The 23149-nt window shown below is 64.7% G+C and carries 17 protein-coding genes; 7 read left to right on the top strand and 10 right to left on the bottom strand.

Annotated elements, in window-relative coordinates:
• Position 1: 1 nt before the first annotated feature.
• Both NNX37_RS13800 and NNX37_RS13805 read left to right on the top strand, forming a co-directional pair.
• Positions 2-751, top strand: a complete 750-nt coding sequence (locus NNX37_RS13800; protein ID WP_255793294.1) for a hypothetical protein — start codon at positions 2-4, stop codon at positions 749-751.
• Entirely contained in the window at positions 748-3366 is a 2619-nt protein-coding gene (locus NNX37_RS13805; RefSeq protein WP_255793295.1) for a PKD domain-containing protein, read from the top strand. Before NNX37_RS13800 ends, NNX37_RS13805 begins: the two co-directional genes overlap by 4 nt.
• A 44-nt stretch (positions 3367-3410) precedes the next feature.
• On the opposite strand, the gene NNX37_RS13810 is transcribed toward NNX37_RS13805, so the two are convergent.
• The 4 genes from NNX37_RS13810 to NNX37_RS13825 all read right to left on the bottom strand — a co-directional run bounded on the left by NNX37_RS13810 (position 3411) and on the right by NNX37_RS13825 (position 10261).
• On the bottom strand, positions 3411-4745 hold the full coding sequence (locus tag NNX37_RS13810; RefSeq protein ID WP_255793296.1) for an MATE family efflux transporter: 1335 nt from the start codon (positions 4743-4745) through the stop codon (positions 3411-3413).
• Between the two features lie 1513 nt (positions 4746-6258).
• Positions 6259-7704 (bottom strand): glycerophosphodiester phosphodiesterase, encoded by a 1446-nt coding sequence (locus NNX37_RS13815; protein ID WP_255793297.1) that lies wholly within the window; start codon positions 7702-7704, stop codon positions 6259-6261.
• Positions 7704-8729, bottom strand: coding sequence for a glycosyltransferase family 4 protein (locus NNX37_RS13820; protein WP_255793298.1), 1026 nt, complete (start codon positions 8727-8729; stop codon positions 7704-7706). The genes NNX37_RS13815 and NNX37_RS13820 overlap by 1 nt, the downstream gene beginning before the upstream one ends.
• A 59-nt stretch (positions 8730-8788) precedes the next feature.
• Positions 8789-10261, bottom strand: coding sequence for a polysaccharide biosynthesis tyrosine autokinase (locus NNX37_RS13825; RefSeq protein WP_255793299.1), 1473 nt, complete (start codon positions 10259-10261; stop codon positions 8789-8791).
• 170 nt (positions 10262-10431) lie between these two features.
• Here NNX37_RS13825 and NNX37_RS13830 point away from each other — a divergent pair, with 170 nt between their 5' ends.
• Positions 10432-11085, top strand: coding sequence for an arsenate reductase/protein-tyrosine-phosphatase family protein (locus NNX37_RS13830; protein ID WP_255793300.1), 654 nt, complete (start codon positions 10432-10434; stop codon positions 11083-11085).
• A 32-nt stretch (positions 11086-11117) separates the two neighbouring features.
• Here NNX37_RS13830 and NNX37_RS13835 read toward each other — a convergent pair whose 3' ends face one another.
• On the bottom strand, positions 11118-12086 hold the full coding sequence (locus NNX37_RS13835; protein ID WP_255793301.1) for a glycosyltransferase family 2 protein: 969 nt from the start codon (positions 12084-12086) through the stop codon (positions 11118-11120).
• Positions 12087-12192: 106 nt separating this feature from the next.
• Between NNX37_RS13835 and NNX37_RS13840 the strand changes: the two genes are divergently transcribed.
• Positions 12193-13224: a glycosyltransferase family 2 protein gene (locus tag NNX37_RS13840; protein WP_255793302.1), complete on the top strand. Its 1032-nt coding sequence runs from the start codon at positions 12193-12195 to the stop codon at positions 13222-13224.
• Here NNX37_RS13840 and NNX37_RS13845 read toward each other — a convergent pair.
• Both NNX37_RS13845 and NNX37_RS13850 read right to left on the bottom strand, forming a co-directional pair.
• Positions 13221-14228, bottom strand: coding sequence for a glycosyltransferase (locus tag NNX37_RS13845; RefSeq protein ID WP_255793303.1), 1008 nt, complete (start codon positions 14226-14228; stop codon positions 13221-13223). The two genes, NNX37_RS13840 and NNX37_RS13845, sit on opposite strands and share 4 nt — an antisense overlap.
• Before the next feature lie 118 nt (positions 14229-14346).
• Positions 14347-15888: a glycosyltransferase family 39 protein gene (locus NNX37_RS13850; RefSeq protein ID WP_255793304.1), complete on the bottom strand. Its 1542-nt coding sequence runs from the start codon at positions 15886-15888 to the stop codon at positions 14347-14349.
• 321 nt (positions 15889-16209) lie between these two features.
• On the opposite strand from NNX37_RS13850, the gene NNX37_RS13855 reads away from it, so the two are divergent.
• Positions 16210-17286, top strand: a complete 1077-nt coding sequence (locus NNX37_RS13855) for a glycosyltransferase family 4 protein (protein WP_255793305.1) — start codon at positions 16210-16212, stop codon at positions 17284-17286.
• On the opposite strand, the gene NNX37_RS13860 is transcribed toward NNX37_RS13855, so the two are convergent.
• Complete coding sequence (locus NNX37_RS13860) at positions 17283-18596, bottom strand: UDP-glucose dehydrogenase family protein (protein ID WP_255793306.1); 1314 nt, start codon at positions 18594-18596, stop codon at positions 17283-17285. The two genes, NNX37_RS13855 and NNX37_RS13860, sit on opposite strands and share 4 nt — an antisense overlap.
• Before the next feature lie 195 nt (positions 18597-18791).
• Between NNX37_RS13860 and gmd the strand changes: the two genes are divergently transcribed.
• Both gmd and NNX37_RS13870 read left to right on the top strand, forming a co-directional pair.
• Positions 18792-19820 carry a GDP-mannose 4,6-dehydratase gene (gmd, locus tag NNX37_RS13865; protein ID WP_255793307.1) on the top strand — a complete coding sequence of 343 codons (1029 nt, stop codon included), beginning with the start codon at positions 18792-18794 and terminating at the stop codon, positions 19818-19820.
• Position 19821: 1 nt separating this feature from the next.
• The gene (locus NNX37_RS13870; protein WP_308206329.1) at positions 19822-20811 is read left to right on the top strand and encodes a GDP-L-fucose synthase family protein; all 990 of its coding nucleotides are present in this window, start codon (positions 19822-19824) and stop codon (positions 20809-20811) included.
• 28 nt (positions 20812-20839) lie between these two features.
• Here the strand turns inward: NNX37_RS13870 and NNX37_RS13875 are convergent, their stop codons facing one another.
• A complete protein-coding gene (locus tag NNX37_RS13875; protein WP_255793308.1) occupies positions 20840-22153 on the bottom strand; it encodes a UDP-glucose dehydrogenase family protein in 1314 nt (437 codons plus the stop codon).
• Positions 22154-22557: 404 nt separating this feature from the next.
• Positions 22558-23118 carry an LPXTG cell wall anchor domain-containing protein gene (locus tag NNX37_RS13880; protein WP_255793309.1) on the bottom strand — a complete coding sequence of 187 codons (561 nt, stop codon included), beginning with the start codon at positions 23116-23118 and terminating at the stop codon, positions 22558-22560.
• Between the last annotated feature and the right edge of the window lie 31 nt (positions 23119-23149).

Consider the following 23149-nt stretch of genomic DNA (forward strand, 5'->3'; position numbering starts at 1 on the left):
CATGGACAAAGAAGGCCTTAGGAGGCGAACAGGGGGCCGGAGACGGCTGGCGCTCGTTGCGGTGCTGGTGCTGGTTCTTTTGACGGGGGGACTGTTCACCCTTCAGATTGGGGGCGGTGGCGCTGATCCGGCGGCGGCGCAACGGGAACCAAACGCCACGGAGGCGAGTCCCGGACCCCAAGGGGAGCAGTCGGCTGCCTCGCCCGCTGCCGGCGAAGCAACCGCGCCGGCAGCGGACGGATCCGGCGGCGACGGCGAAACCGGAGGAGGCGACGGAGCCGGCGCCGCTTTGGGGGAGCCGCCCGCCGCCGGGGAGATCAACGATGCTCCCCAGCCGGTTGCCGCCGCCGGGGCCCTTAACCGTCCCGCTGACGTCAGCGACGGCGTCGAGGCCGCTGTCGGTTCCTTCGAGGCTGTCGACGGCGATCCTGGAGGAGCCGCCGAGGCCGGCGGGCCCTCCATCCGGTTCAGCGTCACGGTATCCAACCGTACGGGCAGCGCGATATCCCTCGAAGAAGCCGTGGTCAACGTTGAAGCCGGTCCGGACGCGACCCCGGCAACCCAGTTGAGCGGTCCCGGAGGCACCGCCTTTCCGGCGACTCTGGGCGCCGGGGAGTCCGCGTCTGCAGTATTCGTCTTCCGCGTAGCACCTGAGCTCCGGCAAGCACTCAGGATCCTTTTCCACTATCAGGCAACCACCCCGATTGCCGCGTTCGAAGGGCCCATGCCCCAGTCAGAAGGAAAACAATGAACAAAAAACCCACCCGCCGCGAATACGCGGATCCTGGTCCGCAAAGCGCCAGGATTGTCCGGGGTTTCCGCAGGTTGACGGCTCTGGCGGGCGCAGCAGCCATCACGGCCTCGCTGGTGCTCGTGTCCGTAACTCCGGCCGCCGCAGACACCGCACCCTTGAACCCGGCCGATCCAGCCACCCCTGAAACGGTTTCCGCGGATGCCCTTCCCACTGTGCAGATTGACGGCGTTGTCTGGCAGCAGGTGGCAGTGGGCAATACCGTGTACGTCGCCGGTGAATTCACAAAGGCACGCCCTGCAGGAGCGGCCCCCGGAACCAACACGGTTACCCGCAACAACATCCTGGCCTACAACCTCACCACGGGCGAATTGATCTCTTCCTTCGCACCGAGCCTGAATGCACAGGCAAAAGCGATCACTGCTTCCCCTGACGGCACACGGATCTACGTCGGCGGAACGTTCACCCAAGTGAACGGTGTCAACGCCTACCGCATCGCCGCGCTGAACCCGACCACCGGCGAACTGATTAATTCCTTCAAGCCGGCGCCCAACTCGAAGGTCTCGGCAATTGCCGCCACGAACACCACGGTCTATTTCGGTGGCGTGTTCTCCAGCGTGGGGTCCACCAGCCGCAGCAGGCTCGCATCCGTGAACGCATCGGACGGCAAACTGACATCCTGGGCGCCAACTGCCAACGGCGCCGTAACGGCGATGGCGATGAGCCCCGATCAGAGCAGGATCGCAGTAGGCGGGGCGTTCACCACGCTGAATAATTCCGGCAACCCCGGGTACGGTTTGGGCCAGGTGTCCGCAGCGAACGGCGCACTACTGCCCTTCGCGGTGAACTCCGTAGTCCGCGACGCCGGCTCGGCGGGCGCGATCACGAGCCTCACGGCCGGCGACGACGTCGTTTACGGGAGCGGATACGACTACGGAGGAGGCGCCAACTTCGAAGGCAGTTTCGCTGCCAAATGGGACGGTGGAGCCATCAAGTGGTTGGAGGACTGCCACGGCGATACCTATGGTGTGGCCCCACTCGACGGGGCTGTGTACACCGCGGGGCACGCCCACATGTGCACCAACATCGGCGGCTTCCCGGAGGTCACCCCGCGGCGGTTCCAGCGCGGCCTCGCCTTCAGCGAGGAAGCAACGCAGAAAATCACCAGGGAACGGGGCAGCTACGTAAACTTCGAGGGCAAGCCCGCGCCGTCCCTGCAAACCTGGTTCCCGGACATCGAGGCAGGCTCCTACACTGGCAAGACCCAGGGGCCGTGGACTGTCGCCACGGCCCCTGGATACGTGCTGATGGGCGGCGAATTCCCGAAGGTCAACGGCAAGCCGCAGCAGGGTCTCGTCCGCTTCGCCACCAAGGACCGTGCACCGAACCGGCTGGGGCCGCAGGATGCGTCGTCCGAGAGCCTGCCTACCGTGAAAGACACGGGCAAGGGTGGAGCCACCGTGACCTGGAAGACCAACATGGACCAGGACAACCAGAACCTGACCTATAGGGTGATCCGGGACGGGAATATCGCTGCTCCCGTCCACACTGTCACGGAGGCCTCCACCTTCTGGCAGCGGCCCAGCCTGACCTTTACTGATACTGGGCTGTCTTCGGGTGCCCACACCTATCGGATCTTCGTGACGGATCCCTTTGGCAACGAGCTCGCGACAAACGCGGTCAGCGTCAACGTGACCGGCGGGGGGCAAGTCAATACCGCACCGATTGCGGCATTTACCGCCACCACGGCGGGGCTCACGGTCAATGTCAATGGCTCTGGATCTACGGATCCCGGCGGAAGCATCGCGGGATATGCCTGGGACCTCGGTGACGGCAGCACTGCCACCGGGGCAACCGCTTCCCGTACCTACGCGGCTCCGGGAACGTACACGGTCTCACTCACGGTGACGGATAACGGTGGTGCGGCTAATACACTCCGCCGCGCCGTAACGGTGGGATCACCAACCGTTCCGCCTCCGCCGGCGGGAACCCTGGCGCGTGACACCTTTGCCCGTACCGTATCGGGAGGCTGGGGTACCGCTGACGCCGGTGGACGCTGGACGGTCGTGGGAACGGCTGGCAACTACAGTGTGGGTTCCGGGGCAGGGTCCATGCTCGTCAACGCGGGAGGAAGCGCGGTCGCCCAGCTGAACAGCGTCTCGGCAACGGATGCCAGGACCAGTTTCAGTGTCGTCGTCGACAAGAAGCCGAACGGAGGCGGCCTGAAGGTACTGGGGATTGGACGGCGGATCGCCGGCGCCGGCGAGTACCGCGGCGGAGTCTCCATAACGTCCGCCGGGGCAGTGAACTTTTCCCTCACCAAGGTGTTGGGAAGCGCTGAAAGTTCCCTGAAATCCGCGTCTGTTCCTGGGCTGGCTCTGGCGCCGGGGGAACAGTTGAACGTGTTGGTCAGGGTGAGCGGAGTCTCGCCCACCACGGTTGAAGCCAAGGCATGGAAGGCAGGAACTGCGGAACCGTCAGGCTGGCAGGTCACGGCGACCGATAGTTCCGCAGGACTCCAGGCAGCAGGAGGAGTAGGGATCTACTCCTATCTCTCGGGAACGGCGACCGTTGGACCGATCCTCCTCAGCATCCGGTCCTTCTCGGCCCAGTAAACCCAGCCCGGCCGCTGCCCACGCGGCCGGAGAGCAGCTGATGTTCACCGGGAGGGGTCTCCGGCTTCGGACGGGGACCCCTCCTCTGCGTCCTGCACAGGGCCGGGAACGCCTTCGGACGTTTCTTGCCGGCGATGCCGTCTTCGGGCCAGGTCACGGTGGACGTACCAGAAATTCGGCAGCACCTGGCAGAGAGCAACGGACACGGCGGAACCGATGATCGGTCCGCCGGCGCCCACCACCCCCACCAGCCACCAGGACAACCCCAGATTCAGCGGAACCATAAGCAGAATGGGAGCGACCTGGAACCACAGACCTTTCTGGTCCGTCATGTACATGCCCAGCGGGTACTTGGCCGCCTGCAGTCCGGTAAAGGCGGCGAACCCAAGAACCAGGGGAAGATCCAGGTGGATCTGCCCGGAGGAGATAAACCCGGCAAGCCAAGGGGAAGCCAGGGCCAGGCCACCCCCAAGCAGTACCCCTCCGGTCAGGAAGGCGAGGGTAGGTCCGGCCGGGGATTCCACGTGCCCTTCGCGGCGTGCGAGGGCATAGACAGGCCACAAAGCCAGCCCCGCGGCAGCGATTGTCTGCAGGACCAGGCCATACAACTGGGAGGCGAGGTTGTAGGCGGCCAGCGCGTCAACCCCCGCTAAATGACTGAGCAGCAGGCGGTCGGTCTGCATGGCGATGGGAAGGGCCACCATCTGAATCAGCATGGGAAGGGCTGTGCCGGCCACGGGCACCCCCCGGTAGGAGCGCACACGCCACACCCGCCGCAGCGCCGTTCCCAGCTGGGGACGGGTATGCCGGTGGGCGATCACCAGACAGATGACGGACACGAGTCCGTTGCCGGCATAAGAAAAAACAGCCAGGAAATTTCCGGCCGGAAGGGAGAGGGCGATGACCGAGGTAATGCACAGCAGCATGAACGGCGCCACCACCACCTGCGCTGCAACCTGGCTCGTCGTCCTGCCCAGGCCCACGAGGATCCTTTGCCCAACAACCAGCGGCAGGCACACCCCGAACAGGGACAGACACAGGAAGGCTGCTGTGTTCCCTTCGCTGCCCGTGACCGCGCTGCCAAGCAGCAGCGGCCATGCCTTGAGCAGGGTGATTGCCGCAGACAGGCAGATGAGGACAAAGCCGGCACCAAACAACACCCGCAGCGCTGTTACCAGGGTCCGGGTAACATCCTCGTCGGTCCGCACAGCCTTGGACCCGGCAACCGCGTTGATGACTACTGCCGCTATGCCCAGATCGGCAAATGGCAGCAGCGACGGAAAGGAGGCAAGGAGGCCGTATTGTGCGTACGCCGACGTACCGAAGTCCTGGATGATCAAGCGGCTGGTCAGCACTGCCAGCAGGCCCGACGAGCCCATGACCAGGACTTTGACCACCGCTGTGCTGCCGACGGCCTTGAGGGCTGAATTCTTGAGGTTCCTCGTTGTTCCCTCCGCCCAAGCGTCGACTGTGGGACCTGCCGGCCGCTCGCCATGATGTCAGGCGGTACGTGTGCTTTCCATAGGTACTCGGGCGGGCTGCTAAGTACCTATTGGCAATCGGAAGCAGCGGCGTACATTGGGCCCGGCAGCGGCGGAGTGAACAGGGGGGACCGGATGCCCGAACGTGTTGGGACGGGCTGGCCGACGAAGGTACTCGAGGGGGCGTGGCCGGGCCGTTCGACGCTGCAATGGACGGACGGCGACGCCGCCAGAGGCTGGGCGGTCCTGGAACGCGTGGCAGCAGTAGCCGGTCTTCTGATCCTCGGCCTGCGAATCAACCTGCCGCAGGGACTCACGGTGGGATATGCCTTCGCGTTGGCCTTCGCCCCGGTATGGCTGTCTGTGGTTCGGCGGTACCGCTGGGCCCCGACAATGTTTGTGCTCGGCGTCCTGATGCTTCTCTCCGGGTTTGTCCTGACCGCCCTGTCGGCCCAGACCCACACCATCAGTGTCCGCACCCTTTCCGGCCAGGTTTTCCTGCTCATCGGGACACTGGCGGGGGCCGGGTTCATGCTGTGGACACGGTCCGTGATCGGAGTCCGTTGGACCGTTGCTGTATACGCCGTCGGGCTCCTGCTTGGTGTTTCCCCGAACGGGGCCCTCTACGATTCGAATCCATGGAAGTACGGTTACGCCGCCGCTGCAAGCGTTTTGATACTCAGCCTGGCGGGGGTAGTCCGGCGCCGTTGGGGTGAATTACTGGTACTGACTGTCCTAGCCGTGGTCTCTTCGCTAACGGATGCACGGTCCGCCTTCGGCCTGCTGCTGCTGACTATCCTGGCCGTGGCATGGCAGATGCGCCCGGCGCACCCAAAGCGCAGCATCAATGCAGCAAGCACTGCTTTGGCTGTGGCGGGCATATTTGTGGTGGTGTACAACCTCGGGAGGGCGCTTATCCTCGACGGATACCTGGGCCAAACCACTCAGCAGCGCTCCATCCAGCAGGTTCACGACGCCGGTTCGCTGTTGCTGGGGGCACGCCCTGAACTGGGGGCAACCGTGGCGCTAATGGAACACCAGCCGCGGGGATTCGGACTGGGTGCTGTGCCGAATCTGCAGGAAATCCTGATCGGCAAGAGCGGCATGATCCGGCTTGGATACCAACCCAATAACGGATATGTAGAGAACTACATGTTTGGTTCCTCGTTTGAGCTGCACTCCATTTTCGGAGACCTGTGGGCGCATTACGGGGTGGTGGGCGTGGCAGCTTCCATCCTGTTTGTCACCGCAGTGGTGGTTCGGCTGGTCTCTTTCATCTCGACAGGCAAAGCCAGCGCCGTCCTGGTTTTCGTGGCTGCACAGGCTCTATGGAATGTCGCCTTTTCCCCCCTGTACAGTTCCGCGGCTTTCCTGATGCTGCTGCTGGGACTTTTGTGGGAGGAGCGTAGCCCTAGGACCTTTGCACTGAACGGAATTCCAGTGGCTCGGCGGCCTTATACGCTTTCCACAGGGAGAAATGGCCGCCGCGGTACTGGGTATCCTGGGCAGAGACGGAGCTCTCCCCGCCATCGTGGCCTATGACCGTTACGGTCACGACGCCCGCGGCCATTCTCGCCGAGACCTTCATCCAGCGGCCTCTGTATGAACGGGTAGCAGGCGCCTCATCCAGTGGCACCGAGCTGCCGTCGGGACCCAGCTTCAGGAGCACGATGCGCCCCACGGGATAAACCAGCACAGCGTAGCCGTCACTCGGTGCGCCGTCGGCTACGGGTCGGTCACTGCCCTGCGCGAAGGCCAAACCCGCGCAGTCTTCATCTTGGGGCTTGCCCGGCCAACGCATCTGGAAGCTGATCGACAGCTCCTCTGACGGCAGCTCGGCCATTGAGCCCATCTGGTAGACCACCTTGTGGCCCTGCTCGAACCGCAGGGAGGCCCTGGCTGGCAGGATTTGCGGCTGCGCGGTCCAGACCAGCGGGTAGGGCAGGTCTCCCGGGGTCCGCGACCCGGAAGTGAACTTGTCCGTAGCTGCAGGGGCATCGGGGAAAGCCACGTACAGGATGTTTGAACACATCATCCCCTGTACGCCCAAGCCGGTCAGGCGGTCCCTCATCCAGCGCTGATGTACTTCCCAGCAGATGACCGGTTTCCCGGCTGCAACCACCCGGCTTATGACATCGTCAGGGGCCCGGTGATAAATCCCCAGATAGTCCAGTAACGGCACGCTCTTGGTGAAGGTTTCCTCGTCGATCTCTGCGAAATAGCCCCACACTTGGTAGCCGCGCTCGCGGCATTCACGCGCCGCCTTCGCGGATTCGCCCGGCATCTTGATGATGACATGTTGGCGGGCGTTGGGATATGCGGAAAGGACGTCAAGCAGCAGCGCTGTGTTCTTGCCAGTCTTGTCCTCGATGAAGAGCACATGGGAGGCAACGTGCGCGTCCAGGATGTCGGTGAGCTTGGGGATAGGCAGCAACGGCGTGCTGGGACCCAGCCAGGCCCGGGCATCGGTACGCAGCTCTGCAACCTGGTCGTAGGTCATTTGTTCGATTTCGCCGGGCACCCCGGTCAGCCGGGCCGTATCCCGGTCGTGATGGCATACGAACACCCCGTCCTTTGTCGGCACAGTGGACACTTCAATGGCTTTGACGCCGGCGTCAATGGCGTTGGCGTAGGCCTCGGCCGTGTGCTCCGTCCAGTTGTCCCCGGATCCCCGGTGCGCGATATAGAACGGCGAGGAGCTGAAAAGGTCGTCAATGTTGTATCTGGGCAGTACCGTCGCAGCAGGCTGTTGACGTACGCAGCCCGCCAATACCAGCGCGCCGGCGGACGCGGCAAACAACTGGCGGCGGGAAAGCAGCGGATGGACAGCATGGGCGCCGGCTGGGATCGTCGGCATCACATACTCCTGAAGAGCCAGTGGTCGGCAGCCAGGCGGCCGTCTACGGGCGGCAGGGATGACTGTACGAGGGCTGGGGGCAGCGGTGCCGCGGCGATGCCCGCCATGGCCTGGGCCAAATCCTCCGGGGAGTAATCAGCCGGCAGAACCCTGTGCCCATGCTGATGCAGCCAGGATGCCAGGCCGGTTTGGTCCGTTGTGACGATGCTGCAGCCGTGTGCAAGGCCTTCAACAATGGGCAGTCCCACCTGCTCCCGCCAGCCGGGAGTGGATCTGGAGGGGAGCGCAAGCACTTGATGCGTCAGCAGTTCCCGGTGAATGACGTCACGCGGGGGATCGGCGACAAAGCGGACACGCGGATCAGCGCGGGCAAGGTTCCGGGCGGCGGTAGACAGGCGCCCGGTGCCAATGATTGTCAGGTGGATTGCAGGCATGCAGAGCCGTACCCGGGCCCATGCCTGCAGCAGGAGGTCGAAGCCCTTCCGTTCTGAGAGGGCGCCCAAATACAGAAGGGTTCCGGGTGTCTTTTCCGGCCTCTGGGCACACGGGCAGGACGCAGGCAACGCTTCGACCAGTTTCTGGTCGAGGCGGACCCGCGGCGGCATGATCTGCTGATAGAGCGTGCGGGAGGCAACAGTCCCATAGGCGATCCGGTCGAGACGCTGCCACAAGGCTCGGGACAGGGCCGCGTTCAATACCAGGCCAGGGCGCTGACGGAGGCTGGCGGGCGGAGGGCCGAACGGATTCCGGTTCTCAATGGCGTAGCTGACTACCAGGGGGCGGTAGCCCATCAGCCTTCCGCGCAGGCAGGCAACGGCCACCGCCACGGCGGTACGCCGCGCGCTGGCCAGCATAAGCGGTTCGTTGATTTCGATTTCCCTGACCGTGGAACGTGCCATTAGGCACACCGTACCGAAGGTGTCCGCCCGAACGAGGTGCAGGCCCTGTGCTATGGTTTCGTCGAAGTCATAGCGTCGAGAGGCGTACACCAGCGACGCCGCCGGCAAGGTCCGTGCTCTCTCCATGTGGGCTGTCCTGAGCGTTTCGTAGAGTCGAACCCTCTCCAGCAACAGCGCCCCTGCCACTAGCGTCCTGAATCCGCGGCCGACCGGGCCTTGCCATCGGTCTGTGCTGGCTCATCGGGTTGTTCGGACGAGCGCCAGGACCGGGGTTCCGTCGGCGGTACCCAGGCCTCTGCTCCGGGCTTACCCACTCCGGAGTCGGGATAACTGCCGTAGTAGGTGCTTCCGAGATCTGCATCGGCCATGGTGAGCACCACTCCAACCGTGCTCGCCCCTACGTTTTCCAGTGCTGCCTGCGCCCGTGCCAACTGCTGGCGCCGGGTCTTGCGGCGCCTGGCAACAAGCAGGGTGCCCTCGGCAAGCCGTGCCAAGGGGAGGGCATCAGCTACCGGAAGGATAGGAGGGGAATCGATCACAACGAAGTCGTACCGGGCAACCAGGTCCCTGACGATCGACGCCATGGTGTTGGAGCTCAGTAGCTGGGTGGGGTTAGGCGGTACCGGCCCGGAGGGGAGGATGTCCACTCCGCTCCAGCGTTCGATGGCTTCCTCCGCTGATGCGTTTCCGGATAAGACAGTGGTCAGTCCAACGTCTCCCTGGATGCCGCAGTACGGGGCGACGGCGGGACGGCGCAGGTCAGCATCTATGAGCAGCACCCGGTTTGTGTGTTCTGCTACGGCAAGGGCCAGGTTGATGGCAATGGTGGTTTTTCCTTCACCGGGCATTGGAGAGGAGACCAGGATGGACTTGAGCTGGCGGTCCGGATCGATGTACTCCAGATTCGTGGCCAGCAGGCGGTATGACTCTGCGACGTGGCTGTGGGGATTGCTGCGCATCGCCAACTGGCTCGACTTCTTGTTGCGGTTCCGGGAAACGGAGGCAATAACAGGCAACTTGGTGACTCGCTCAATGTCCGTGGAGTTCCGCACCCGCGTATCCACCAGCTCCCGGCCAAGGGCGACGAGCACGCCGAGGACAAGCCCGCCGAGGAATCCCAGGGAAAGCAGCAGCCTGATGTTCGGTTCAAACGGAGCCCCGGGAGTCTGTGCCCGGGTGACGACCGTCAGCTCAATGGGCGGCCGCTGGTCCTGCCCCACGGCCGGCGACAGTTCCGCCACAGTCTCCGACAGTGAAGCCGCCACACTGTTGGCGATCTCGGCAGCTCCTTCAGCGGACGCATCAACCGCCTTGATGTCGATAAGCACGGTATTCAGCGGTGTTTCCGCCGTGACGTGCGAGGCGAGAGTCTGTGCCGTCGTCTCCAGATCGAGGTCTTCGATGACGGGGTCCAAAACCTTGGGCGTCGTAACCAGTTGGGTGTAGGACTGCACGATGTTTTGGGTGTAAGTGGAGCCTTGGACGAGTTCCGAAGTGGTTTGTCCACGGTCCACGGACACGAACACGCTGCTCGTGGCGCGGTACGAGGCGGGGGTCAGGGCTGCGGTCCCCAGTCCGACGAGAATGCCCGCGACGGCGATACAGAGAATCAAGAGCCACTGATTGCGCATCGCTGCTACGTAGTCCCGAAGTTCCATTGAGACCTTCTTCCAATCCTGGTGCTGCCGCTTCGCGCTGCATGCCAAACCCAGTAACTACCACAGGGGCAACAACGTGAAACGCGTAGTTCTCCCCGCACACCGGAAGGGGCCGGCGCTGTATTCTGCCGATGTAAACCGGCGGCCGGATGAGTGCGCGAGGTGTGTCCATGGAAGAAGCCCTGCCGGTGCCTGACAGAGACACGGGGGGACACCTCAATGTGCTGACCGTCTGCACGGCGAACGTATGCCGGTCACCTCTGATGGCCGCCTTGCTGCTGAACCAGGTGGGGACCAATCCCGGGAAGACCGTCATTCGCGTCGGCAGCGCAGGGACCTTGGCCCGGAATGGAAGCAGGATCTGTCCGGTGGCCGCCCGCCGGGTGCGGAATATGGGCCCGCTTCAGGCCGCCTACGCCGACAGCCACCGATCACGCTGCCTGACGGCAGCACTGGCGGATTCAGCCGATCTGATTATCGTTCCGGACCTGGCTAACCGAAGCCGGGTGATCAGTGTCTACCCACCCGCCCGCACCCGAACGTTCACTTTGATTGAAGCGGTACAGCTTGCGCAGCACCTGCCGGATGCGGAGGCCGAACATCTGGACGGGCTGGTGGAAAGGATGAATGAATGCCGGGTCCCGCTGGCCGCCGGCCGGGCCCGGGGGCTGCGGACCTGCAGCGACGGTTCCGGCACCTCAAGCGACATCCGCGACGGGCACAATCTGTCGGTATTTGGGCACCTCGCCACCCTGAAGCAGATTGCCAACGGGGTGGAGGCGCTCAGCTCGGTTCTCCAGGCGGCTCAGCGCTCCCGGGCCTGACGTGGCTGCTGCGGCGTATTCCGCGCAGGGACCTAGGTGGTGCGGCTGGCAGAACGCCGTACGGCCATGGCCGTTCGCGCAATTCTGCGTCCTTCCCATATGCCAAGCAACAGGGCGCGCAGGGGAGCGACAGGGTGAACGAGCTGCCGCCGCCCCCCACGCATGAGCACCGCCCATGCCTGCGGATACGTGCTTCGCAGCCAGCGGCGAAGCTCATCATCGGTCAGGTTCCGCGCGGCAAATAACAGGCGGTTACGCGCGTTGTACCGGTAATAGAGGGTGGATTTTCCGCGGCCTCCGTGGTTGTGCCGTTCCGGCCGCTGTGTCCCGCCGACGTCGTGCACTGCTAAGGCTTTCGAATCAACCAGCAGCACTGCACCTGCCGCCGTTGCCCGCCAGGACAAATCGATATCCTCCCAATACAGGAAATACTCCTCGTCAAAGCCGCCCAGCTTATGCCAGAACTCCGCATGGATCATCAGGCAGGCACCGCTCAACCACTGCGTGTGCCGGCGGCCCGGGTATTTGCTGCGGTGCCTGCTGGCCGCCACCTGACCGGTGTCCAGGTAAAGATCGGAACCGGTGAACCAAGGGTCCCCGGAAGGTTTGAGTACCACCGGTGAGACCAGGGTGGCCGGCTCGGCATCGACCCGGGCGCGCAGGCGCCGTACATGCGACGCGGAAATCCGGGCATCCGGGTTCAGGATGAGGAAGGCACCGACGCCCATTCCTGCCGCACGCGCGGCGCCCGCGTTGGCGCCGGCGCCGAATCCCCGGTTGTCGGGCAGGCAGACCAAGGCCCAGCCCTCAGCCCTCGCCAAATCCCCTAGGGCGCGGCGCTCCGCACAGTCTGAGAAGTTGTCCACCACGACGACAAGCAGGTTTGGATCTTCACGCGACAGTGGCGCCAGGTTCTCCCTCAGCAGGGACGAGGACGCGTAATTGACGACGATGACTGCAGTGGTGTCCGCAGTGCGCTCCACCGAGGAGATTTCAGACATGCGGCGCAGACTACCCGTGGACAGAAACGAAGACACCAGTATCCTCAAACGGCCCGGGCGTCCCGACGCCCATGCCTACGCGATCCGCCGACAGAAAAGGACGGCCATGCCTCACGAGCACAGGGAACAGGTGACGATAGCCGTCCTGACCTACAGGCGGGCGGCGGACCTGGACCGCATTCTTCCGCTGCTGCTCGAGCAGGCAGCAAAGGCAGAGACCTCCGGCTGGCCCACGGAAGTACTCGTGGTGGACAACGATCCGGAGGCCGGGGCAAGGGACCAGGTGAAGCAGGCTGCCGGGCTGCGGGCCGCGGAAGGGAGACGCCTGCGGTATGTGCATGAAGCGGTGCCGGGGATCTCCGCAGCGCGGAACCGGGCCATGGCGGCTTCACCGGATTCGGAGCTGTTGGTCTTCATCGATGATGATGAAAGCCCGGGCGAACGATGGCTGATGTCCCTGCTGGAGACATACGCCGACTATGCGCCGGCCGCGGTTGTGGGCCCGGTGCGCTCCACCTTCGAGGTGGAACCGGAGCCGTGGATCGAAGCCGGCCGGTTCTTCGCGCGGCGGCGGTTGGCAACCGGGACGCCCGTGCAGGTGGCGGCGACGAATAACCTCCTATTGAGCCTGCCGGTCGTGCGGAGGCTGGGGTTGGAATTCGACCCCGACTTCGGTATTTCGGGCGGGGCGGACTCCCTGTTCACCCTGCAGCTGCACCGGCAGGGCGGGCCGATGGTGTGGTGCTCCGAGGCGCTGGTCGACGACGTCGTGCCGTCGCACCGGCTCACTCGCAGGTGGGTGGTGACCCGGGCGTTCCGAAGCGGTAACTCCTGGAGCCGGGTGCAGCTTCGGATGGAAGGATCCGGTGCGCGCAGGGGGACGCTGCGGCTAAGGCTTCTCGGGCCGGCGCTGCTGCGTGCGTCCGGCGGGACCGCCCGTGCCACCTTTGGTACCCTGACGCGGTCCGATAAGCACCAGGCGCGGGGGATACGTACTGCGGCGAGGGGGCTGGGCATGCTGTCGGGAATGCTCGGGTACACCCATCTGGAGTACGGAAGGACGCCGAAGCGGGGGAAGCAGCCGAGGAAGCCGCATCCCGCCGCAGCACGCAGGGAGCACCCAGGCAAAGCCGGTTAACCGCGGGCCAGACGAAGGGCAAGCCGGTACGCCTCGACGTGCTCGCTTCCGGCCCGCGCCCAGCCCCGCCGGGATAGGTCCGGACTGTGCCCGGCGCGGGCGGTGCGGGTGCTGTGCAGCGCATTGACCAGGATCTCCGGGGTGAGGCTTCCGTTGTAGGTGTGTACCCAGCCTGTCCCTGCTTCCTGCTGCAGCAGGCGGTTCGTTTCATTCGCGGGAACAAGCACCGGCCTGTCCAGTGATAACGCCGCCAGCGCCGCTCCGGAGTTGTGCATCTCCCGGTAGGGGAGCACCACGAGTTCGGCGGCCGTCACCACCTGGACCAGCTCGGCGTCCGTGAGGTACCGCAGGATGGAGGCCACCCTGGGGTCGCCGTCGAGCCGTTCGATGAGCGCCTGCGGATCCGAGCCTGGCTTGCCGGCAACCATAAGGCGTAACCCTTCGTCGGGCCGTGTCTGTGCGAAGGCATCAAGGAGCCCGTCCACGTTCTTGTAGGGGCGGATAAGGCCGAAGTAAGTGAGCTGCCCGGACACAGCCGGGGAAGGGGGGAAGCTGCTGAACCAATCACGGTAGTGCCCGTGCAGGATGGTCACGCATTCTTTCCCGGGCTGGACCGGGGTGGCGTCGCTAATGTGGATACGCAGCACGGTCAGCCGGTCAAAGAGGCGCAGCAAGAGCCGCTGCACGGTGCATAACCCGGGCGGCACGTCCAGGTTATGCACCGTGCGGACCACCGGAATCCGGAGCAGGAGCAGTTTGGCCAGGAAGCCCACGAACAGTGCCTGCCGAACCGCCGCCTTGAGGGGTCCCGCGCCGGATACAAGGATTTCCGGCCAATGTGCGTGAAAGACGTCGAACCGGGACAGCAGCGCGGTACGCCAGGAGAAGTGCAGCAGATCTAAGTCCGGGCGTTCGGCTAATGACCGGCACAGCATGACAATGTAGGGGTTGGTGGTGGGTCTGGGCAGGGGTGCCGACTGCAGGATACGAAGGGGACGGGACACAGATTCCTCCTAGGGGCCCGGTAGGCACTGACCCGCGAGCATAGCTATTCACCGTGGAGCAGGCACAAGTAAGAGACGCAGGCGTTCTCCAATGCCTCGCTCGGCAGGGGCGCGCACCTCATTCCACTCTGATGAAGACGGTGATCCGGTTGGTTGTACCCGTCCAGTTCTGTTCCTGGGCAAAGCCGGAGGATGCCAGCCACTGCTCCTCCTGCAGCAACAGAGCGGCCGGGTAATCCACGCGGCGCACGGCCACGAGCCGGTCTATGCCTTTCAGGCGGACTGCAGCGTCCTGAAGTCGCAGCGAACGTCCGTCCAAGGAACCGTCATCTTCCCCTGGACGTATGAGCGTAAGGTCGACCAGTCCGCGAAACGGTGCGGGATAGGCAGTCCGGATCCGGCGCTGGGTCTGCCCCGCGTAGGTACCGTCCGGCGGCCGCCTGGGTCCGAAATACACGGCGTCGCCCGGATCTGAATGCTCCTCCACATACGCCGCCACCCGGGACCAGTCGGATGCACTCTTCGCGGACTCGGTCCGCTGGGAAGCATAAACCGGCAGGATGAGCATACCCAGCACCGCCCACGCAGCGATGCGCCTGCCCGGGGTGCTTATGCGGACCAGGCCCGCTCCCATCAGCAGAGCCAGCCCGGGTACCGCGATGGCCAGGTAACGGGGGTTGTAAATAGGTGAGACAACCAGGGAATAGGCGACCAGCACGACGGTCGGCAGCAGCACGAGCGGGGCGGCGGCCGCCAGGACGGTTTGCCCCGCGCTGCGCGCGGCCTTCAGGGCAAGCAGCCATGCCGGGAGCGCAAGGAGCAAAGCCGCAGGTTGCCACCAGCCGTCCCCTGATCCGGGAACGGACGCATTGGTAGGGGTTTCCCCCAGGAACCACTGATCCACAAGCACGTTCCGTGCCAGGTGGAGGGCCGAGAGGTCCGGAGTTCCCAACTGGCCGCTTTGGGCTGCGGAGGCCAGCAGTACCGGAGCCGCCAGGAGCCCCCCGCCGACGGCCGCCGCGAGCCAGCGTCCAAGGAACGGCCGTGCGCGGGGGATGAGGAGCAAGGTTAGGCCGTGCCCTGCCACGGCCAGCAGTACGTATATATTTACCGCGATTCCGAAGGCGGCAAGCAGCCCGTAGCCGGCGAAAGACATCCAGCGTCCACGGATCACGCCGGCCGCCAACAGGCATGCCAGCCCTACGCCCGCGGCCGTCCCGAGGGCGAAGGAACGGCCCTCCATTCCCATCCATGTGGTCCTGGGCAGGATGGCGAATATGACGGCGGCAGCAGCGGCTGTGCGTGGGCCGTCCAGCCTGCGTGCCACCACGTAGACTCCTGCAGCGGCGGCACCGACAGCCAGGGCACTGGGAAGGCGGAGTGCGAAGGCCGAGTACCCGAACACCGAGCCCCACAGGTGCATTAGCGCGTAGTAGGCACCGTGCACCGCGTCTACGTCTGTGAGCATTTTCAACAGCGAGGACCAACTGCGGGAGGCCGCGGAAATGGAGACCGCCTCATCAGTCCAAAGGGAGGCGTGCCAGGACCCCAGGACTGACACGGCAAACGCCCCGGCAGCAATGACCGCCGGGGTGAACAGCCACCCGGTCCCCGGGACCGGACGGGGAAAGGCCGCCGCCTCGGGCCTCGTTTCCGACATCAGTGCACCTCGGGCGGTAGGGGAAGGATCGTGCCTAGGAGGCCGTCAATCCGGCCACGCCCGACAGTAGCCGGTGGCGGAAGCTTTGGGCACCGAACCAAGCAGTGGCGAGTATCAGGCTCCGGGCGGGGGCGTAGGTAATCGGATGAGTGTTCGTCCTGCCGGTTTGTCTCCTAGCCTGAGTCCATGAATCCGGGTCCCGCCGGAGGTACGCGACCACGAAGGGGATCGAAGAGGACCATGGAGCTTCAACGACCACCCCGTCCGCGCCGACACCGTCGGCCGCGCACAGGGATTCTTTGCGTCCACTCATCCAATGAAATGTACGGGGCGGACCGTGTGCTGCTGCAGGTGGTGCAGGCGCTGCCCCCGGACCGCCGGGACGACGTTGTGGTGTGGCTGCCGGATGGCCGCACTGCGCCCGAAACCGCACGTTTGGACCGTGAATTGAAGCGGGCCGGTTATGCCGCCCGGTCACTGCCGCTGCCGGTGCTGCGACGGAGCCTGATGTCGGTCCGGGGGTTCGTCATTCTTTTAGGGCAAGCAGCTGCCGTCCTTCCGGCCCTGGCACGCCTGCGCCCACAGGTCCTTCACTGCTCCACCAGTGCCGCCCTTCTGCTGGCTCCGGCTGCCAGAATGCTGGGCGTTCCGCGCGTGGTGCTGCATATCCAGGAAATCTGGTCCGGTCCGGAGGCACTGGTACTGCGGTTCCTCGCCGGGTTCGCCACGGACTGGATAGCGATCTCCAGGGCTTCGGCCGCATCCATGCGGGCCGGGATGCGGCACCGGGTGCGGGTGATTCCCAATGGCGTCGAGGACCGGCCCATGGGAGAGCCGCCTCCGGGGCGGGAGAGGGAGGGGCCGCTGCGCTTCGTTATGGCCGGCCGCTGGAACGCCTGGAAGGGCCACCGAACCCTGCTGGAGGCCTGGGACGGGGCAGAGCCGCCGGGCACGCTCAGCATCCTTGGCGGTCCGCCGTCTTCGGGGAACGCCGCGGACGTTGCGGGAATGGTTGCCGGACTGCGCTGGCCCGGGTCCGTCACCATTGTGGGGGAGGTTCCTGACATCACCCCCTATATTGATGCCGCTGACGTGATGGTAGTGCCCTCCGCGAGCCCGGAGCCGTTTGGACTTGTCGCCATCGAAGCGTTTGCCCGGTCCCGTCCCGTTGTGGGCAGCAACGCCGGCGGCTTGGCCGACGTCGTCACCCACGGTGTCACTGGCTGGTTATTCCGACCAGGGGATGCAGCGGAGCTGTCGGCCGTCCTGCGGGGATTGGACCGGACCAGGACGGAAGCCGTAGGCCGGCTGGCACGCCACGCCTACGAAGAGCAGTACACCGCTGCGATATTCCAGGAGAACCTGCGCACCTGGTGGAAAGGGGTGCTCGAGGCCTAGGGTCGTCCCATTGCCTTGTAGTTCCAGCCCGCGGCCCGCCACTGGACCGCGTCCAGGGCATTGCGTCCGTCGATAATGTTTTTTTCCGTGACGAGGGCAGAGGTTGCGGCGGGATCCAGGCCCAGGTACTGCTTCCACTCGGTGAGCAACACCAGGGCATGGGCATTTTCAATAGCATTCTCCGCGACGGGCTCGTAGTTCAGCTCGGGGAAGCGGGCCTTGGCGTTCTGCAGGGCTTCGGGATCCGTGACGGTGACGGTGGCTCCCTGCAGCTGCATCTGGGCGGCGGCGCTTAGGGCGGGAGAATCACGGACGTCGTCGCTTTCGGGCTTGAAGGCGGCGCCCAGGATGGTGATTCGCTTACCGAGCAGCGATCCGCCGCAGATGTCCCTGGCCATGTCCACCACCTTCGAGCGGCGGCGCATGTTGATGGCGTCCACTTCCCGAAGGAAGGTCAGGGCTTGGTCTGCCCCGAGCTCGCCTGCCCGGGCCATGAAGGCGCGGATGTCCTTCGGCAGGCATCCGCCCCCGAAGCCCACTCCCGCGTTGAGGAATTTGCGGCCAATCCGCTCGTCCATGCCGATCGCGTCGGCGAGGGCGGTGACGTCCGCTCCGGAGGCCTCGCACACCTCGGCCATGGCATTGATAAAGCTGATCTTGGTGGCCAGGAACGAGTTGGCAGCGGTCTTGACCAGCTCCGCGGTGGCATAGTCCACCAGCATGCGGGGCGTGCCGGTGGACAGGGGGACGGCATACACCTGGTCCAGTGCTGCGGCGGCGGACTCTCCGGCGGCACCGGCAGGAATGCCGTAGACGAACCTGTCTGGTGCGAGCGTGTCCTGCACGGCGTGGCCTTCGCGCAGGAACTCGGGGTTCCAAGCCAGCACCGCGCCCGGGGCAGCCTCGGCCAGCTGGTCGGCCAGGCGTGCGGCGGTGCCCACCGGGACGGTGGACTTGCCCACCACGATGTTGCCCGGCTTGAGGTACGGTGCCAGGCCGGCGACGGCGGCGTCCACGAACCGCAGGTCAGCGGCGTATTCGCCCTTCCGCTGAGGGGTGCCCACGCAGACAAAGTGCACGTCTGCTCCGGCGGCGTCGGCCAGATCGGTGCTGAAATTCAGGCGACCGGTGGCCTGAGACCCGGCAAGCAACTCCGGCAGTCCCGGTTCGAAGAACGGTGCCCGCCCCGCAGCAAGTTCGTCAACCTTGGCCTGGTCAACGTCAATGCCTACAACGTCGTGGCCCAGTTTCGCCATGGAGGCGGCGTGGACTGCTCCCAAGTAACCGCAGCCGATAACCGAGAGATGCACTTTTTGCCCCATAAGGTTCGATGGCGGAGGACGGCTACCAGCCTATCCCTTACAACTACAACGGTTCCCGCGCAGAACTCCGTGCAGCCGTAGGTAATGGGGCGGACGGGGTACGTATCCACTACTCTTCCGCAACGGTCTCAGCCGGGATTGGCTTCATATCCACGACGGCGTCAATTACTGGGGGGAATGATTTTGCCTAAGCGCGCACTAATTACAGGTATCACCGGGCAGGACGGCTCTTACCTTGCAGAGCTTCTGCTGCGGAAGGGGTACGAGGTCCACGGTCTCATCCGCCGCGCCTCCACCTTCAACACCTCCCGCGTGGACCACCTGTACGTGGATTCACATGATCCAGAGGCGAAGCTCTTTCTGCATTACGGGGACCTCAGCGACGGCTCGCGCCTGGTGACCATGCTGGCCGGCCTGAAGCCGGACGAGGTCTACAACCTTGCCGCGCAGTCCCATGTCCGTGTCTCCTTCGACGAGCCCGAGCACACGGCGGACACCACCGGGATGGGGACGGTCCGGCTCCTGGAAGCCGTGCGGCTGGCGGGAATCGACACCCGGTTCTATCAGGCGTCCTCGTCCGAGATGTTCGGCGCCACGCCGCCCCCGCAGAACGAGGACACCCCGTTCTATCCCCGATCGCCCTATGGGGTCGCGAAGGTCTACAGCTACTGGATCACGAAGAACTACCGCGAGGCCTACGGCATGTACGCGGTAAACGGGATTCTGTTCAACCACGAATCCCCCCGGCGCGGAGAAACATTCGTCACCCGAAAAATCACGCGGGCAATCGCCGCTATAAAGGCCGGGCAGCAGGAGCACCTCTACATGGGCAACCTGGACGCAATCCGGGACTGGGGATATGCCGCTGAATATGTGGAGGGCATGTGGCGCATGCTGCAGGCCGACGAGCCCGACGATTTTGTCCTGGCCACCGGCGGGAACTACTCCGTGCGGGATTTCCTGACTATTGCCTTTGAACACGCCGGCCTCAACTGGGAGGACCACGTGAAGTTCGACGAACGCTACCTCCGTCCCACGGAAGTGGACGCACTCGTGGGTGATCCCTCTAAAGCGGGGGCAAAGCTCGGCTGGAAAGCCACGGTGCATACTCCCGATCTGGCCCGGATCATGGTGGACGCGGACATCGAGATGCTCAAGCACCCGGGCCGCAACTGGATCGACACCGTGAACCTCGACTGCTGGAACGACTGACGTGGCGGCGAGCCTTACCGCAGACAGTGCGGGCTTCGAACCGGGCGTCCTGGACCGCGCCGCACCCTTCTATGTTGCCGGACACCGCGGCCTCGTCGGCTCGGCGATATGGCGGAAACTCGAATCCGCCGGCTTCACGGATCTTAGAGGCCGGACCTCCAGCGAGCTGGACCTCAAGGACCGTGCGGCCGTCTTCGAATACTTTGCGGAGACCACCCCCCGCTACGTGGTCCTGGCGGCAGCGAAGGTGGGTGGAATCCTCGCCAACAATACGTATCCGGTGGACTTCCTGACCGAGAACCTGCAGATCCAAGTCAATGTGCTGGACGCGGCCCGCGAACAGGGAGTGGAACGACTCCTGTTCCTCGGCTCATCCTGCATCTACCCCAGACTTGCACAGCAGCCCATTTCCGAGGATTCGCTTCTCACCGGGCACCTCGAGCCGACCAACGATGCCTATGCGATTGCCAAGATTGCCGGCATCATGCACATCCAGGCGGTCCGCCGGCAGTACGGGCTGCCCTGGATTTCGGCAATGCCTACCAACCTTTACGGCCCGGGGGACAATTTTTCGTCGGAAGGATCCCACGTCCTTCCGGCGCTCATCCGCCGTTATGACGAGGCCGCACGGCAGGGTTTAGGCACTGTGACCAACTGGGGAACAGGGGCGCCCCGGCGGGAATTCCTGCATGTGGACGATATGGCAGCTGCCTGCCTTCACCTGCTGGAGCACTATGACGGACCGCAGCAGGTGAACGTAGGAACGGGGTCCGACGTCACGATCAAGGAACTCGCCGGACTAGTCGCCGAGGCCGTGGGCTATAACGGAGCCATGGAGTGGGATAGCTCGAAACCCGACGGCACCCCGCAAAAGCTGCTGGATGTCTCCAAATTGACCGAGGCCGGCTGGACGGCACAGATCTCCTTGAAGGACGGCATTCGGGACACGGTGTCCTGGTATCGGAACAATCTGGCCGCGCTGCGCGGTTAGATCCGGTACGCGCTTCCTGCCACTGCGGCTACGGCCGGCCCATGCTCCGGTAGTTCCACCCGCCTGCCCGCCAGGCCGCGGGATCCAGCACGTTGCGGCCGTCAATGATGTTCCGGTCCGCAACGAGGGCGCCGGAGGCCTCCGGGTCGAGGGACCGGTATTCCTTCCACTCGGTCAGGAGCACCACGGCATGGGCGTTCAGCAGCGCGTTTTCGGTGACCGGTTCGTACGTCAGCTCGGGGAAGCGGCCCTTGGCGTTCTGCAGGGCCTCGGGGTCCGTCACGGTGACGGTGGCGCCCTGCAGCTGCATCTGCGCTGCGGCGCTGAGCGCGGGGGAGTCCCGGACGTCGTCGCTCTCCGGCTTGAAGGCCGCGCCCAGGATGGTGACGCGCTTGCCCAGCAGGGAACCGCCGCAGATTTCGCGGGTCATTTCCACCACCTTGGAGCGGCGGCGCATGTTGATGGCGTCCACCTCGCGGAGGAAGGTCAGCGCCTGGTCTGCTCCCAGTTCCCCGGCGCGGGCCATGAAGGCACGGATGTCTTTGGGCAGGCAGCCGCCGCCGAAGCCGACGCCGGCGTTGAGGAAGCTGCGTCCGATGCGCTCGTCCATGCCGATGGCGTCCGCGAGGGCAGTGACGTCTGCTCCGGAGGCCTCGCAGACCTCCGCCATGGCGTTGATGAAGCTGATCTTGGTGGCGAGGAAGGAGTTCGCGGCAGTCTTGACCAGTTCCGCCGTGGCGTAGTCCACCACCATGCGCGGGGTTCCGGTGGAGAGGGGAGTGGCGTAAACATCGTCCAGGGCGGCGACGGCGGCGGTGCCGGCAGCGCCGTCCGGGACACCGTAGACAAAGCGGTCCGGGGAAAGGGTGTCCTGCACGGCGTGGCCTTCGCGCAGGAACTCAGGGTTCCAGGCCAGGACGGCGCCCGGGGCGTCCTCGTCCAGCTGATCGGCCAGGCGTGCGGCTGTGCCCACCGGGACGGTGGATTTGCCCGCCACTACGTTGCCCGGCTTCAGATGCGGTGCCAGTCCGGCGACGGCGGCGTCCACGTAGCGCAGGTCCGCGGCGTATTCACCCTTCCGCTGAGGTGTGCCCACGCAGACAAAGTGGACGTCGGCGCCGGCAACGCGAGCCATATCCGTGCTGAACTCCAGGCGTCCACTGTCGAGCGCTTCGGCAAGCAGTTCGGGCAGGCGCGGTTCAAAGAATGGAGCCCGCCCGGCGGCGAGGTCCTCGATCCTGGCGGTGTCGACGTCGATCCCCACAACCTCATGTCCCAGCTTGGCCATGGAAACCGCGTGAACGGCGCCCAGGTAGCCGCAGCCAATAACGGAGAGACGCACTTTTTACCCCAAAGGTTCGATGGCGGAAGACGGCTACCAGCCTATCCTTTGCACGGGCGTGGCAAGGAATGATGTTGAGTCCTAGGTACCGTCCCGTTCGGGACAGGTATCGATTACTCTTCCCCTAAGGTCGAGTACTTCTTAGGTTCGGAGCCATGAGTACAGTCGAACCGAGAAGAGAATGGCGCCGTAAACGTCCGCGCCTAACTCCAGGGGAATGGGCCAGATATGCAGGGGTCGTAGTTCTGGCAGTGGTTACGGCGGCGGTGGTGATCTCCGCATTGGCTAGGTAGCCATTCCATCAATGAGTGGAGAAATACAGAGGGAGGGCGGAAACCTGTTGGTTTCCGCCCTCCCTCCTTGCTGACTAGACCGGTCGCTGTGTGCGACCGCTAATCAGGTGGTTAGGCATTTTTGCGGCGTGCGACGGCCACGGAGGCAACGCCGGCGCCCAGGGCCAGGACGCCTGCGGCACCCCAGAGCATCATCGCAGAATCAGCGCCGGTGTCGGGGAGACCACCGTCAGCCGAAGCGTTGGCGCCAGTTCCGGCACCCGCGCCCTCGGCTTCAACAACAACGGTGCTGGTCACTACCTTGCCCGATTCCGCGCCGGTGGCAGTCAGGGTATAGGTTCCGGGCTCGCCCAGCGTTACCTCAACGGCGAAGTTGCCTGCTGCGTCGGCAGCGGTGTTGTAGCTGCCGATCTGCTGGGCCAGGATAATCGGGCTGCTCACGCCGGTTCCGCCGACAACCACAGGGTCATTGGCGTAGGTGACTGTGACGAGGATCTGCTCTCCGGGGATGAAGCCGGCGCCGCTGAAGACTACAGCCGAACCGGGGGTTACGACGCTATCGCTGACCGTGCCGGCTGCCGGAGCAGGGTAGCTCTCAAGGGCGCTGGCAGCTCCGGCGCCAGCAAGGGCCATAACTCCGGTAAGGACTAGTGCGGATACGGTTTTTTTCATGTGAGACTCCCCGGTGCAATTGATAAAGACT

The sequence above is a fragment of the Arthrobacter zhaoxinii genome, from assembly GCF_024385505.1.
GTDB classification, from domain to species: domain Bacteria; phylum Actinomycetota; class Actinomycetes; order Actinomycetales; family Micrococcaceae; genus Arthrobacter_B; species Arthrobacter_B zhaoxinii.

Excerpts from the sequence above, each read along its gene's own strand:
- NNX37_RS13800 (WP_255793294.1), top strand. The coding sequence starts at position 2 with ATGGACAAAGAAGGCCTTAGGAGGCGAACAGGGGGCCGGAGACGGCTG.
- NNX37_RS13805 (WP_255793295.1), top strand. The coding sequence starts at position 748 with ATGAACAAAAAACCCACCCGCCGCGAATACGCGGATCCTGGTCCGCAA.
- NNX37_RS13810 (WP_255793296.1), bottom strand. The coding sequence starts at position 4,745 with ATGGGCTCGTCGGGCCTGCTGGCAGTGCTGACCAGCCGCTTGATCATC.
- NNX37_RS13815 (WP_255793297.1), bottom strand. The coding sequence starts at position 7,704 with ATGCCGACGATCCCAGCCGGCGCCCATGCTGTCCATCCGCTGCTTTCC.
- NNX37_RS13820 (WP_255793298.1), bottom strand. The coding sequence starts at position 8,729 with ATGGAGAGAGCACGGACCTTGCCGGCGGCGTCGCTGGTGTACGCCTCT.
- NNX37_RS13825 (WP_255793299.1), bottom strand. The coding sequence starts at position 10,261 with ATGGAACTTCGGGACTACGTAGCAGCGATGCGCAATCAGTGGCTCTTG.
- NNX37_RS13830 (WP_255793300.1), top strand. The coding sequence starts at position 10,432 with ATGGAAGAAGCCCTGCCGGTGCCTGACAGAGACACGGGGGGACACCTC.
- NNX37_RS13835 (WP_255793301.1), bottom strand. The coding sequence starts at position 12,086 with ATGTCTGAAATCTCCTCGGTGGAGCGCACTGCGGACACCACTGCAGTC.
- NNX37_RS13840 (WP_255793302.1), top strand. The coding sequence starts at position 12,193 with ATGCCTCACGAGCACAGGGAACAGGTGACGATAGCCGTCCTGACCTAC.
- NNX37_RS13850 (WP_255793304.1), bottom strand. The coding sequence starts at position 15,888 with ATGTCGGAAACGAGGCCCGAGGCGGCGGCCTTTCCCCGTCCGGTCCCG.
- NNX37_RS13855 (WP_255793305.1), top strand. The coding sequence starts at position 16,210 with ATGTACGGGGCGGACCGTGTGCTGCTGCAGGTGGTGCAGGCGCTGCCC.
- NNX37_RS13880 (WP_255793309.1), bottom strand. The coding sequence starts at position 23,118 with ATGAAAAAAACCGTATCCGCACTAGTCCTTACCGGAGTTATGGCCCTT.